Below are 13543 nucleotides of genomic sequence, written 5' to 3'. Positions count from 1 at the left end.
GGGGCGAGGGGATGATGACTTAACCCGCGACCTGCTTGATGCGGGCGATCAGTTCGTCGACGGCCTTGTCGACTGGAACCTTCTCGCTGACCACCCGGTTCATCGCCTTGGCCCACACGTTCTCGTTGTTGAGAATCGTGAACTTCCAGTTCTTGGTGAAGTCGAACGCAGCGGTGCCGCCGGTGAACTGGGCGTAGACCGCCTTGCGGTGCTTGTCGGCCTGCCAGAACGGGCTGGCCTGGCTTTCCTTCGTCACCGGGAACCAGCGGCCGAGCGCGCCCTCGATATAGGGCCGGACGTTCTCTTCCTGGAGCAGGAAGCTGATGAACTGCTTGGCCTCAGCCTTGTTCTTGGCCGCGGTGAAGACCAGCCCGGTCTTGACGTCGGAGCGGTAGCGGATGGTCGAACCATCCGGCGCCTTGGGGAAGGACGCCGTGACGATGTCCTGTTCATAGGCCTTCTTGCCGGCGTCGCGCTGCTCTTGCGTGAGTGCCTGGTTCTGGGAATCCTCGAACCATTTCGCCGCGATCGAGATCGTGAAGTTGTGGGTCATCACGATTGTCTTGTTGTGGAAGGCGACGTTGTTGTCCGGATCCTTCCAGGTCGTGGAGGACGGCGGCGTGCAGCCTTTGATATAGGTGTCGGTGTAGTCCTTCAGCGCCTTGATAAGGTTCTCGCGGACCTTGGGATCGTCGACGGTGAGCTTGCCGTCGTCGTCGACCAGCTTGACGTGGTAGGCGTCCATGAAGGTGTAGAACGACTGGAAGGCATCGGTGGATTCCACGCCCATCGGCTGGCCGACGCCGTAGATGCGCTGGCCGGTGGCTTTGCGGATTCCCGGTTGCACCTTGTCGCACCAGAACGTCCAGTAGCCTTCCCAGTCGGTCGGGATGTCGGCGAGCTTGAAGCCGGCCTTCTCCAGCATGTCGTTCCAGATCTCGACATGCATGCTCTGCTGCTTCAGCGGGAAGCCGTAATAGGCCTTCTTCTTGGTGACATCGTTATAGAGGATCGAGGCGTCCAGCGTGTTCTGCACGAATCGGCCCTTGATCGGCTCCATGACTTCCGAGAGGTCCTCGAGCTTGCCCTCATAGGCCCACTTGCCCTGCGCCTGCACGTCATAGGAATCGGAATAGGCGACATCGGGCACGGTGCCGGCATCGAGCGCGGCGACCGTCTTCGGAATCATGTCCTGGATCGCGTACTGCGACAATTCGACCTTGATTCCAGTCTTGGCTTCGAACCTCTTGATCGTCTCGATCAGCGCGTCGTCTTCGGAGCGGTAGAAGCCCTTGCCCCACCAGACCGTAATCGTCTTCTGCTGCGCAAATGCGGGTGCAGCGGCTGCGAACAGCCCGGCCGCAGCGACCGCCAGTGATACTGCGCCAATAACCTTGGATTTCACGTTTTTCTCCCTCAAACGGCCGGTGTTTTTAACCGGTCGTATAAAACACTAGCGCATGGCCGTGGTACGATCTAGCGGCTTCTTGTCAGACATAGGTCGTGGGGGATCGCCCTGTGGAGATGCTTAATGTGCGCATCGATCCAATCGCCGCATCAATGCGCCCTGATCAATTCGCACGATCGGCTGGTGCCGCTTGATCGCCGTGCTTAATTGGACTTCGCGCCTTCCTTGGCGTTCTGCGCCGTCGGCGATTCGGCCGGTGCGGGACGTTTTCCGGTGCCGGTGATGCGCTCGATCGCGGAGCGCACCGCGTCGCCCGGCTTGCGGTCCTTCAGCATGTCGAGCAGGGGCGCAGAGGCCGGCGAGCGGCGGATCAGGCTTTCCGGATCGGGAAAGACCAGGGGGTCATCCCAGGGGCCCTGCACCACGAAGGGCAATTCGAACCCCGACGCGCTGTTGAGGCTGGCCACGCCCTTCATGTCGTATTCGCGCGTCGGCACCGAGGCGGTGCCGGTCATCGTGATCTTCGCTGCAGGTCCTTCGACGCGAATGTCCTCGGCGGTGGCGACACCGTCGGAGAACTTCACCGCGATGGTGAGATTGTCGTAAGGGGTGGAGCCGTTGCGGAAATTGCCGCCACCGGACAGCGGCCGGCGCTCGAGCCGCTTCAGGAGCTGCTCGGCATTGAAGCCCGAGATCGCGCCGTCATGCCCGGTCACGGTGGCGCTGCCGTCGAGCGACTGCACGAGGCCGAACGGGCTCGAGCCGGACGCGAGGAGCGAGACGTTGATGTTGCCGCGGCCGGACAGCTTGTTGATACCGAACAGCTCGGCGGCGCAGGCCTGAAGGTCGACGTCGGTGAACTGGAATTGCGCCTTGATGTCGGCGACGGTGTCGGAGCGCGCGATGCCGAACGAGCCCTTGGCGATGCCGCCATAGACCTGGGCCTCGCCGACCGAGAGCGCCAGCGTGCCGTTGCGTAGATTCGCGCCGATCGCGGTGCGGCCGAGTTTCGACGCCCCGACCGTCAGCTTGGCTGCCGACAGGCGCATGTCGAGGTCGGTGGTCGACAGGGCGTTGAGGTCGAACAGCTGCCTGTTCCAGTCGCGCGCGCCGCTCGCGAGCAGGCGGAAGGTCGAGATGTAGGGTGTGAAGTCGAGCGCGTCGGCTGCGAGCGTCGCCTGCAGCGTCTGCCGGCCATTATTGGCGTAGGTCATCACGCCCTCGGCGGTGTTGCCGTCGAGCTCGACATTGACGTTGGTGAGCGCGATCGATGCGCCGACGACATTGGCGCGCGCCTTCAGCGCGAAGCGGCCGAAGCCGCCGCTGGCGGGCTGCGGCTGGCCGGTCCAGCGCAACGCGTTGCGCAAGGACGGGCTGTCGATCGTGAGCGTGCCCTCCATCATCGGGCTGGTGCGGTTGGCGACGTTGCCGTCGAAGGCGAGCTTGAGCGGCGCGCTCGCGATCCGCGCCTTCAACCCCGAGCGCTCGCCGGAGAGGGCGGCGACGAAATCGGAAAAGCTGATCGAGCCGTCGACCCGTTCGCCGCGCCAGTCGAACTGTCCGGTCGCGGCGAAGGAGCGCGAGATCGAGGGCCAGGCCAGCGACAGGTCGATGTCCTCGAACTTCTCGGTGCCGTGCGTGGCAGCGTCCTCGTAATTGAGCACGCCGTCCTGGATCCGGATCTCGGAGAACGACACCTGATTCTCGGCGCCGGGCTTCATGGTGCGCGCGATGGTTTGGATGAACGGCGTCCAGTTGCTTTCGCCGTCCGGCTTCAGGCTGACATGGATGCGCGGCCGCAACAGCGTCAGGTCGGCGATCTCGAACCGCTGCAGCAGCAGCGGCAGCAGCCGCAGGTTCGCAGTAAGCACGTCGACACGGAGCGCGGGGTCGCTGGTGCCGCCGCCCTTCAGGCCGACGTCATGGAAGGAGATGTAGCTTGCCGGCAGCACCGAAATGTCGATCGCGCCTGCGACATTGACCTCGAGCCCGGTGACGTCGCGGATCTGCGTTTCCACAGCCTTGCGCAGCGCGTCGCGGTTGATGAGCCATGAGGTCGCGATCAGGGCGATCAGCGCCACGCCGAGCAGCGCCGCGATCGGCGTCCCGAGGCGCTTCATTCCTTGGGCCATGGTCAATGGCATGTCCTGATCGAGTTGGTCGCTGGAGCCAGAAGGCGGGCCGGGAAACCTGCGCGCCCCACGCCCAAGACCTATTGTGTTAAGTGCCGAAAGTTGATGGGTTTTCTTGTCGCTTTCAAGGCCGCGGGAACGGTTGCGCCCACAGCTTGGGCAGCTTCTATCACCCAGCGGCGGAGCGGAGAACCCCGTATCATTGACGGCTTTGGACGATTTCGCCTAATAATCGCCGCCAATAAGGCGCGACGCCTGCAAGCCGAAGGTTCAGTCGAGGTTTTTTGCATGAACAAGGTCTATCCCGACGCCAAGTCGGCTCTCGAGGGCGTTCTGAAAGACGGCATGATGATCATGTCGGGCGGCTTCGGCCTCTGCGGCATCGCCGAGACGCTGTCGGACGCGATCCGCGACTCCGGCGTCAAGGACCTGACGGTGGTCTCAAACAATGCCGGCGTCGACGGCATCGGCCTCAGCCGCCTGCTCGAAACCCGACAGATCAAGAAGATGATCTCGTCCTATGTCGGCGAGAACAAGCTGTTTGCCCAGCAATTCCTCGCCGGCGAGCTGGAACTCGAATTCAATCCGCAGGGCACGCTGGCCGAGCGCATCCGCGCCGGCGGCGCCGGCATTCCGGCCTTCTACACCAAGACCGGCGTCGGCACGCTGATCGCCGAGGGCAAGGAAGTGAAGGAATTCGACGGACAGAAATACCTGATGGAGCGCGGCCTGTTCGCCGACCTCGCCATCGTCCACGCCTGGAAGGGCGACACCGCCGGCAATCTCATCTACCGCAAGACCGCGCGCAATTTTAACCCGATGATGGCGACCGCCGCCAAGGTCACGGTGGCCGAGGTCGAGCATCTGGTTCCGGCCGGCGAACTCGATCCCGACCACATTCACACGCCCGGTCTTTTCGTAAAGCGCATCGTCGAGGTCGGAACGGCCAAGAAGCGCATCGAATTCCGCAACACCCGCCCGCGCACCGCCGCTTAAGCGTATCAGGAGAACCACATGGCCTGGACCCGTGAACAGATGGCTGCGCGCGCCGCGAAGGAACTGCGTGACGGCTATTACGTCAATCTCGGCATCGGCATCCCGACGCTGGTCTCGAACTACATCCCGGACGGCATGGACGTCAGCCTCCAGAGCGAGAACGGCATGCTCGGCATGGGCCCGTTCCCGTATGAGGGTGAAGAGGACGCCGATCTCATCAACGCCGGCAAGCAGACCGTGAGCGAGCTGCCGTCGACCTCGTATTTCTCGAGCGCGGATTCCTTCGGCATGATCCGTGGCGGCCACATGGATCTGTCGATCCTCGGTGCCATGCAGGTGGCCCAGAACGGCGATCTCGCCAACTGGATGATCCCCGGCAAGATGGTCAAGGGCATGGGCGGCGCGATGGATCTCGTCGCCGGCGTCAAGCGCGTGGTCGTGGTGATGGAGCATTCGGCCAAGGACGGTCCAAAGCTCCTGAAGCAGTGCAATTTGCCGCTGACCGGCGAGCGCGTGGTCGACATGGTCGTGACTGACCTGGCTGTCTTCTCCATCGACAAGCACGGCAGCGGCGGCATGGCGCTGATCGAGCTCGCCGACGGCGTCTCGCTCGACGAGGTCAAGGCCAAGACCGAAGCCGAATTCCGCGTCGCGCTGAAGAATACGTAAGGTTTTCGCAAAAGGGGCGCGCATGACGATACGGTCTGCGCGTCCCGAAGACGCTGATTTCATCGCACAAAGCATCCTGTCATCGCAGCGCGGCTACCGGCAGCGCGGCTGGTTCGACGTTGCGCTCGGCTGGCCTGAAACACAGTGCCGCGAATTCATCGCGCGCGTCGCAGCCGCCCGAGCGGTGTCGATGTGGCACGTCTCGCAATTTCTGGTCGCCGAGATCGATGGCAAGCCTGCTGCCGCCTTGTGTGCGCTACCGGCGGCCGGCACGGGACCAGCGGCTTGGCGTGCGATCGAGGAAGTCGCAGCCGCGTCCGGGCTCGCCGCGGCAGAGCTGGAGGCCATTCGTCAACGTGGCGGCTACACGCGCGCCTGCTGGGTTCAGGGCGGCGAGGGCGATTGGATGATCGAGCATGTCGCGACCGATCCCGCCTATCGCGGCCGCGGCCTGGTGCAGTCACTGATCGCGCATGCGCTGGAGAAGGGGCGGGCAGCTGGATTTACCCGGGCGACGATATCGTTCCTGATCGGCAACGAGCCGGCCGAGCGCGCTTATGCCAAGGCCGGCTTCGTCCTTGCCGAGGAGAAGCGCGATCCGGCCTTCGAGGCGATCATCGGTGCGCCGGGCTTTCGCATGTTCGCGCGGGCGATGTGAATTCCCGGTGTCGTGCTGGCGAAGGCCATGACGCTACGATCCCTCACGACCTCGCTGCCCACGTCTTGCTCCACCGCGCCGACACGCTGGCGACCCACGACGTTTCCTCGCGAACCAGGCGGAAGCCGAGATTGGCGGGCGGGACGCCTTGCGCGCAGCCGCCGGCACGGGCGTCGCGAATGAAATCGGTGACATAGGCGCGGTGCGCGCCCTCGGCGATCCGCACGCCGCAATTCACGGTGGGGCGGCCGGCATTGCCGGCCTCGTCGATCCGCGAGCGCACGAAGCAGGTCGAGGTCCACTCCCAGACATTGCCGGCGAGATCCTCGATGCCGTGCTCGTTCGAACCGAACTTGCCGAACCGATAGGCCGTCGTGTCGAAGAGGTCGCGCTCGGATTCACGCTCGTAGCGGCCGATCCAGCGCTTCGATGGATCTGCTGCGTCCACCGGAAGGCCGTCATCCCTGAATCTGGAGCCGGCCGCAAACGCCCATTCCGCGTCGCTCGGCAGGCGGTAGCTGTGACCGGTCTTGCGCGATAGCCATGCTGCATAAGCCTCGGCATCGTGCCAGCTCACCTGCACCGCAGGCCGATCGGAGACGATTGCCACGCCGCGATCAAGCGCGCGACAAGCCCCCTCCTGCACGCAAATCTGGTAGTCGGATGACGAGACCTGATGCCGCATGATGTGCAGCGGCCTCTCGAAGCGCATCGCGCTCAGCGGCGCTTCCGCCTGCTGCCCGCCACGGGTGAAATCGCCGGCCTCTCGATAGGACAGGCTGCCTGGTGCGACCCTGACGATGGCGGGCTCCGTCACGGTGCCGCCAGGCCCGATGTCCGACACCAGCGGCGCTACCGCGATCGGCCCTGCGAGCCCGGCGGCGCAGGCGAGGAACAGTTTCAGCTTGAATGCGATCAGCATGGTCGTTCCCCAAGGAAAAAGGGGCCGGTCATCACCCGCCCCTCGTCGCGTCTAGTTGGTGTTGGGGGCCGGGATATCGGCAGGGGCCTTCACCTGCATCATCAGATCGTCGTTCCATTTGCCTTCGACCTTGAAGTGCGCGGTGGCGCCGAGGTCGGCGGCCTCGATCAGATTGTGCGTGACATAGGCGTAGATGCCGGGCTGCATGAACTTGTACAGCGCAGCTCCCGCCGAGCCGCCGCGGATGAACCAGGTCTCGAGCCCGGTCTCCGGCGCGTTGGAGAACTTGCCGGTCTCCCAGACATAGTCGCCATGGCCGCCGATCAGATGCGGACGGCTGTCGCGATTGGCCTGAGAATGCACGATCAGCACGTTCTCGCCGACATTGGCGGTGAGCGCGTTCTTGCCGGTGAGCGCGCCGACCTTGCCGTTGAACACGACATGGGAGGGGATCAGCTTCTTCATCACCTCTTCGGTGTCGGTGAAGGCTTCGCCCGGCGATTCATAGGACTTGAAATTGCCCTTGTCGTCGCGCGGCACGTACATGTCCTGCTCGCCGACATAGTAGACCTTGTCGTATTTCAGCGCGTGGCCCTTGCCGTCGTTGAGGCCGTCGCGCGGCAGCACCATCACGGCGCCGTTCATGCCGGAGACGACATGCCAGGGGATCATCGGGCCGCCCGGTGCGCAATGGTAGACGAACACGCCGGTCTTGGTCGCCTTCCAGCGCAAGACGACTTGCTCGCCGGGATTGACCAGCGTGAGCGCACCGCCGCCGAGCGCACCGGTCGCGGAATGGAAGTCGATGTTGTGCGGCATGGAGTTGGTTGCGGGATTGACCAGCGTCGTTTCGACGTAGTCGCCCTCGTGCACGACCATCATCGGGCCCGGCATCGAGCCGTTGAAGGTCATCGCCTGGAAGGTGGTGCCCTTCTCGTCGATGACGACCTTCTTCTCCTCGATCGTGAGCGTGAACTCAACGATCTTGGGGCCCTGCTTGGTCGCTTGCTCGTGCGCATGCACGAAGGGCGGAGCGACCAGCTCGACCTTCTGGCGCGGCAGTTTGAGATCGTCGGCGGCCAAGGCGGGGGTCGCCAGCATCAGGGCGGTTGCGGCGGCGCTGATCAATGCGGCTCGGCGGGTGAACATTGGAAGCATCCTTCATCTGAAATGGTCTTGATGACGGAATGCAGTGTGCGCCGATCGCGGCAAGCGTGTTTGTGCTGCAACAAGCTTTTGCCGTATTCGCCTCCGGTAAAAATCCTTAGGAGTTTGTCGAAGATCGCATCGGCGATACCAAAGACGCGACGGCGCCCGACGTCAGCCGCACCGGCCGTAAATCGTTCGCATGTTCAATTACGTCGATTGCGAATGGATTGTAGTCGACTAGAGCAACTGGATCGCAATCCAGACCGTCCCCCAAACCGCGAGCGACAGCGCGGCAAAGACGGCGGCCGTGATGACCATCACGCGTACCAGGTGGCCGGCGCCAACGGCAGGGGTGGAGGGGACGGGACGAAAATCGTCGAAGCGCGGGATATGGCCGCGAACGCCGGTGAGCCACAGAACGAGATCGAGCGCGAACGACGCCATAACCTGTCTCCAGAGGGCAATAATCAAATATCACCATGGCTCCGATCCCGTGCGCGGACTTTGAGCGAGCGCAAGGTTTCGCGCCCGAAAACGGGTAATTTAGCGCTATCCGGGATGCGCCGCCCCGCTGCGCAACATTGATTGACGAATGGGTAGGATATGAGGGCCGATCTTGCGGTGAGTTACGGCGAGGAACGACTGCCGCGCTACACGAGCTACCCGACCGCACCGCATTTCTCGCCGGCGATCGGCGCGGGTGCCTACACCCGGTGGCTGGCGGAGCTCCCGTCGTTGGCCAGCGCGTCGCTTTATCTGCACGTGCCGTTCTGCCGCGAGATGTGCTGGTATTGCGGCTGCCATACCCAGATCGTTCGTCGAGACGGTCTCATCGCGGCCTATCTGCGTACGCTGCGCAGCGAGATCGCGCAGGTGTCCGAGACCATCGGCCGGCGCATCAAGGTCGAGCACATCCATTTCGGCGGCGGCACGCCAACGATCATGGCGCCGGAGGCTTTTGCCGAGTTGATGGCGGCGATGCGCCAATCGTTCTTCGTGCTGCCGTCGGCCGAGATTGCAGTCGAGATCGATCCCCGCACACTGACTGCCGAGATGGTCGAGGCCATGCGGCTCTCCGGCGTCAATCGCGCGAGCCTGGGCGTGCAGAGCTTCGACCCTGTCGTGCAGCGCGCGATCAACCGTGTGCAGAGTTTTGAGCAGACGGCTTCCGTCGTCGACATGCTCCAGCGCGCCGGCGTCAACGGGATCAATTTCGATCTGATCTATGGACTGCCGCACCAGACCGTTGCCTCGTGCCTGGATACGGTGCGACGTTCGCTCGAGCTTGGGCCCGACCGCTTCTCGGTGTTCGGCTACGCGCATGTGCCTGCTTTCAAGAAGCACCAGCGCATGATCAACGAGGCCGTGCTACCCGACGGCCTTGGGCGCCACGACCAGGCCTGCGCGATCGCCAATGCGTTGAAGGAGGCCGGTTACGTGCAGATCGGGCTCGATCATTTCGCGCGGCCCGACGATTCCATGGCCGTGGCCTTCGAGCAACGCACGCTGCGGCGCAATTTTCAGGGCTACACCACCGACAAGAGCGAAGTTCTGCTCGGCTTCGGCGCGAGCGCGATCGGACATTTGCCGCAGGGCTATGTCCAGAACGAGGTGCAGATCGGCGCCTATGCGCAGAGCATCGCCGCGGGCCATTTGGCCACCGCGAAAGGCTATGGGCTCACCGACGACGACCGGCTGCGCGCCGACATCATCGAACGCATCATGTGCGAGTTCAGCGCCGATCTCGGCGACATCTGCGCGCGTCATGGCGCAGAGGCCGGGACAATGCTGAAATCGGCGTCGCGTCTGCAGCCGCTGATTTCCGACGGCGTCGTGAGACTGGACGGCGACCGCATCGCAGTCGCAAAGGACTCGCGCTTTCTCGTGCGCAGCGTCGCCGCCGCATTCGACGCGCATCTCGATCCCGCGAAGCAGTTGCATAGCCGGGCGGTGTAGTCCCGCCATTCCGGGGCGCGCCACTTGGCGCGAGCCCGGAATCCATTTCACCTCTTGGTCTGCTGCCCGATGGATTCCGGGCTCGCGCTTCGCGCGCCCGGGAATGACAACCAGATTGCGCTCCAACAAAGAAGCCGCCGCCCGCTCCGCTATCGTGGTTTCGGAACGGAGGTGTTGTCCATGCCTTTTGGATCCGACGATCTGGTCGATGACATCATGCGCACGGCGCCGCACACGGTCCGCGTGTTTCTCGCCTTCAGGATGGCCTGCGTGGGTTGTCCGATCGCAACCTTTCACACGGTCGATGACGCCTGCCGCGAGCATGGCATCGATCGCGACAAATTCCTCGCCGCGCTGCGGGACCGCGTGCCGGCGTGAACCGGTCCGGACTTCGCGCGGGCCGCGCGCGGATTCCCGGGTGAGGGGCGCTTTCGCCGTAAGCGGACGCGACCCTCACCCCTGGCCCTATGCCGCGCCGCTGTCCGGGCTTCGCTCCGCCAGCACAACGATCCCATGCGGATCGCGCAGGATGATGCGCTGACGGCCGCTTTCGACCAGCCCCTGCTGTTCCCAGCCGCTCAGGATCCGGCTCACGGTGTGCAGCGTGGTGCCGGTCATCTGCGCGATGTCCTGGCGGCTGATCGGGAAGTCGATCTCGATGCCGTGGTCGAGCTTCTTGCCGGATTGTTTGGCGAGGCGCAGCAGCGCATGCGCGACGCGCTGCTCGACCTGCTGGGTCGACATTTCCAGGATCCGGGTGTGGCTCTCCTGCAGCCGAGTGCCGACAGTCTGGAGCGTGTTGGCGGCGAGCGAGGGAAATCGCTCGACCAGTCGCGGCCAGGCCGAGGTCGGCCAGATCAGGGCGACGCTGTCGTGGACCGCGATCGCCGTGGCCGGATAGCGCGCGGCTCCGATCGCCATCGCGAGCCCGAACGTCTCGCCCGGCGCGACATAGCGGACCACGATCTGCTCGCCGGTCGGTGTGGTCTTGGCCGCGCGGACATGGCCGTGCAGCAGCAGGAAGAAGGATTGCGCGTCCGCGCCCTGCTCAAAAATGGCGCTGTTTTTGGGGTAGCGTGCCGAGCGGGCCTCGCGCAGGATCTCCTCGAGGTCCTCCGGTTTTACACCCCCAAACAGCGGCAAATGCGCAACCAGCGATGTGTCGACCTTGGCCATCCTGCCTCCTTGGCGCTGGAAGTGTGATGACACCTGCAATCGTCAGGGTGTTTGCGATAGCTCAAAAACGAGCCGGCCGGACGGCAGTATTTTTCCAGGCGACGATTTGAATCGACTGGAGTTGACCCATGGCTGGCGCCCGATCCCGTAACTTTGAGGGCTGGCCGCTGTTTGCGAACAGCTTTCGGCCCTTTTTCCTGCTCGCCGCCATCCAGGCAGGGCTTTCGATCCTGGCCTGGCTGCCGATGTTCTACGGCGAATTGTCGATGAGCTCCGCTTTCGCGCCGCGCGACTGGCACGTCCATGAGATGCTCTATGGCTTCCTGCCGGCGGTGATCACGGGATTCCTGTTCACGGCGATCCCGAACTGGACCGGCCGGCTGCCGATCCAGGGGCCGTCCTTGGGCGCGCTGCTGGCGGTCTGGCTCGCCGGGCGGGTCGCGGTGACGCTGTCCGCCGATATCGGCTGGGGGTTCGCGCTTGCCGTCGATGCCGCCTTCCTGACGCTGGTCGTCGCTGCTGCAACGCGCGAGATCATCGCCGGCGGCAACTGGCGCAACCTGCCCGTCGTGGTGCTGGTACTGGTGCTGCTCGCCGGCAATGTCGCCTTCCATCTCGAAGCGCATTATGCGGGTGCGGCTGATGTCAGCATCCGCGTCGGCATCGGCGTGGTCGTTCTGATGATCTCGCTGATCGGCGGCCGCATCATCCCGAGCTTCACCCGAAACTGGCTGGTCAAGTTCAACCCCGGCCGTCTCCCGGTGCCGTTCGGGCGTTTTGACGGTGTGGTGATCGGGTGCAGTGCGCTGGCGCTCGTCTCATGGATCGCCGCGCCGTTGAGTACGGTCACCGCGGCGGTGATGGCCTTGGTCGGTGTGCTGCACCTGGTGCGACTCGCACGCTGGGCCGGTGATCGCACCTTCCGCGAGCGGCTGCTCCTGATTCTCCATGTCGGCTATGTCTTCGTGCCGCTCGGCTTCCTCCTGCATGCTTTTGCCGTCTTCGGCGCGTTGCCGCCGAGCGCGGGCATCCACACCTGGATGGCGGGCGCGGCCGGGACCATGACGCTCGCGGTGATGACCCGTGCGAGTCTCGGCCATACCGGACAGGCGCTGACGGCTTCGCCGGCGACACAAGCCATCTATGCCGCGATCATCGTCGCGGCGCTGGCGCGGGTCGCGGCGGTGGTTTGGCCGGGGCACAGCGATGCGTTGCTGCACCTTGCCGCCTGCGGCTGGATCGTTGCGTTCCTCGGCTTTGCCATCGCGTTCGGCCCGCTGCTCGCCGGCAGCCATCGCCGCGCCCTCGCCATCATGGGCGTGCCCGTCCCGGCACGCTGAATTCAAGCCGTGGTCGCCGCGGTCAGGGATTCCAGCGGCCGGACGCCTTTGCGCCATGCGGTGATGGTGCAGCCGAAGCGGCCGCGGAACCAGCGGGCCATGGCGCTCTGCGCGGAGAAGCCGAGCTGCACGGCGATGTCGGCCAGCGGCCGGCCGGGGTCGTCGATCAGCTGGACCGCGAGATCGGCGCGCTGCGCGTCGAGAATGGCCGAGAAGCTGGTGCCGGCTTCGGCGAGGTGGCGGTGGATGGTGCGGCGGGTGCAGGCAAGGTGCTCGGCGACGCGCTCGACCGTGCAGTCGCCGCCGGCGAGCAGGAGACGCACGACCTCGTCGACCTTCTCCTCCCAGCTTGCCGGCCGCGTCTCGATCGCCTCGATCCGCTTGCGCAGATAGCTCGCGATCAGCGGATGCGCGCTCGGGATCCGGCGCTCCATGTCGTGTGCCGACAGCAGGATCGAATCGTCCTCCGCATTGAAAGTCACACGGCAGCCGTAGAACTCGCGGTAGCGCTTGCGGTCGTGCGGCGGTGGATAATGCAGGTGCACTTCCTGCGGCCGCCAATCGCTGCCGAACAGCGACTGGATGATGCGGTGGACGCTGCCGAGCGCCATGTCGATCGATTGGCGTGGCGCGGTCGGCTGCCGGCCGCGCAGGTGCAGCGTGACGGTTACGGTTTGCTTGTCGCGGGTGACGTCCAGCTTCATGCCGTCGTGATGGATCGGGATGAAGCGCGAGAAGGCTTCGATGGCTTCACCAACCGTCGCCTGTTCACGCACGATCAAGCCGACCGCTCCGAAATTGGTCAGCCCGCCGCGCTCGGCAAGGCGCAAGCCGAAATCTTCGGCTCCGGACGCCTCTGCCGATAATTCGAGCAGACGTCGCAGGCCGGTGACGGCAATGGGCGTGTCGGGCTTGTCGAGGCAGGCTAGCGGCAGCCTGACCTTGCGCATCATTTGTTTGGGGTCGAGCCCGACCGACCGGGCGACCTCCGGGTAATAGCTCAAGCCTGCGCTACGAATGAGGTCGGTCATGCGACCCGTTCCTGCCAGCCATTCCCGCAGATGTCCCGAAATGTAAAGTTTATGTCCCGATCCGTCAAATCCGGGAACCAGGTGGAACATACATAAGTGAAACCGA

The 13543-nt window shown here is 64.4% G+C and carries 13 protein-coding genes; 6 read left to right on the top strand and 7 right to left on the bottom strand.

Going from position 1 to position 13543, the window contains the following annotated elements:
* Positions 1-19: 19 nt before the first annotated feature.
* Both AC0L3P_RS24330 and AC0L3P_RS24325 read right to left on the bottom strand, forming a co-directional pair.
* Positions 20-1405 (bottom strand): ABC transporter substrate-binding protein, encoded by a 1386-nt coding sequence (locus AC0L3P_RS24330; protein WP_473305696.1) that lies wholly within the window; start codon positions 1403-1405, stop codon positions 20-22.
* A 206-nt stretch (positions 1406-1611) separates the two neighbouring features.
* Positions 1612-3540 carry an AsmA family protein gene (locus tag AC0L3P_RS24325; RefSeq protein WP_473305762.1) on the bottom strand — a complete coding sequence of 643 codons (1929 nt, stop codon included), beginning with the start codon at positions 3538-3540 and terminating at the stop codon, positions 1612-1614.
* A 288-nt stretch (positions 3541-3828) separates the two neighbouring features.
* On the opposite strand from AC0L3P_RS24325, the gene AC0L3P_RS24320 reads away from it, so the two are divergent.
* From AC0L3P_RS24320 to AC0L3P_RS24310, 3 genes are read left to right on the top strand one after another with little or no spacing between them, the layout of a single operon-like run.
* Complete coding sequence (locus AC0L3P_RS24320; RefSeq protein ID WP_007596238.1) at positions 3829-4536, top strand: CoA transferase subunit A; 708 nt, start codon at positions 3829-3831, stop codon at positions 4534-4536.
* 18 nt (positions 4537-4554) lie between these two features.
* Complete coding sequence (locus AC0L3P_RS24315; protein WP_473305693.1) at positions 4555-5205, top strand: CoA transferase subunit B; 651 nt, start codon at positions 4555-4557, stop codon at positions 5203-5205.
* 22 nt (positions 5206-5227) lie between these two features.
* Positions 5228-5863, top strand: coding sequence for a GNAT family N-acetyltransferase (locus AC0L3P_RS24310; RefSeq protein WP_473305691.1), 636 nt, complete (start codon positions 5228-5230; stop codon positions 5861-5863).
* 43 nt (positions 5864-5906) lie between these two features.
* Here AC0L3P_RS24310 and AC0L3P_RS24305 read toward each other — a convergent pair whose 3' ends face one another.
* From AC0L3P_RS24305 to AC0L3P_RS24295, 3 genes are all read right to left on the bottom strand, one after another.
* Positions 5907-6785 carry an SUMF1/EgtB/PvdO family nonheme iron enzyme gene (locus AC0L3P_RS24305; protein WP_473305688.1) on the bottom strand — a complete coding sequence of 293 codons (879 nt, stop codon included), beginning with the start codon at positions 6783-6785 and terminating at the stop codon, positions 5907-5909.
* A gap of 51 nt (positions 6786-6836) precedes the next feature.
* Positions 6837-7934, bottom strand: a complete 1098-nt coding sequence (nirK, locus tag AC0L3P_RS24300; protein ID WP_473305686.1) for a copper-containing nitrite reductase — start codon at positions 7932-7934, stop codon at positions 6837-6839.
* Between the two features lie 237 nt (positions 7935-8171).
* Positions 8172-8378, bottom strand: a complete 207-nt coding sequence (locus AC0L3P_RS24295; protein ID WP_354059792.1) for a hypothetical protein — start codon at positions 8376-8378, stop codon at positions 8172-8174.
* A 159-nt stretch (positions 8379-8537) separates the two neighbouring features.
* Here AC0L3P_RS24295 and hemN point away from each other — a divergent pair, with 159 nt between their 5' ends.
* Positions 8538-9890, top strand: a complete 1353-nt coding sequence (gene hemN / locus AC0L3P_RS24290; protein WP_473305681.1) for an oxygen-independent coproporphyrinogen III oxidase — start codon at positions 8538-8540, stop codon at positions 9888-9890.
* A 180-nt stretch (positions 9891-10070) separates the two neighbouring features.
* The gene (locus AC0L3P_RS24285; protein WP_473305678.1) at positions 10071-10268 is read left to right on the top strand and encodes a DUF1858 domain-containing protein; all 198 of its coding nucleotides are present in this window, start codon (positions 10071-10073) and stop codon (positions 10266-10268) included.
* Positions 10269-10355: 87 nt separating this feature from the next.
* On the opposite strand, the gene AC0L3P_RS24280 is transcribed toward AC0L3P_RS24285, so the two are convergent.
* Complete coding sequence (locus AC0L3P_RS24280) at positions 10356-11066, bottom strand: Crp/Fnr family transcriptional regulator (RefSeq protein ID WP_473305676.1); 711 nt, start codon at positions 11064-11066, stop codon at positions 10356-10358.
* Positions 11067-11194: 128 nt separating this feature from the next.
* On the opposite strand from AC0L3P_RS24280, the gene AC0L3P_RS24275 reads away from it, so the two are divergent.
* Positions 11195-12406: an NnrS family protein gene (locus AC0L3P_RS24275; RefSeq protein ID WP_473305674.1), complete on the top strand. Its 1212-nt coding sequence runs from the start codon at positions 11195-11197 to the stop codon at positions 12404-12406.
* 2 nt (positions 12407-12408) lie between these two features.
* Here AC0L3P_RS24275 and AC0L3P_RS24270 read toward each other — a convergent pair whose 3' ends face one another.
* Positions 12409-13437: an AraC family transcriptional regulator gene (locus AC0L3P_RS24270; protein WP_473305671.1), complete on the bottom strand. Its 1029-nt coding sequence runs from the start codon at positions 13435-13437 to the stop codon at positions 12409-12411.
* Positions 13438-13543: the final 106 nt, after the last annotated feature.

Source organism: Bradyrhizobium sp. WSM4874, assembly GCF_055811835.1.
This window is presented reverse-complemented; position numbering and strand designations above follow the sequence as displayed.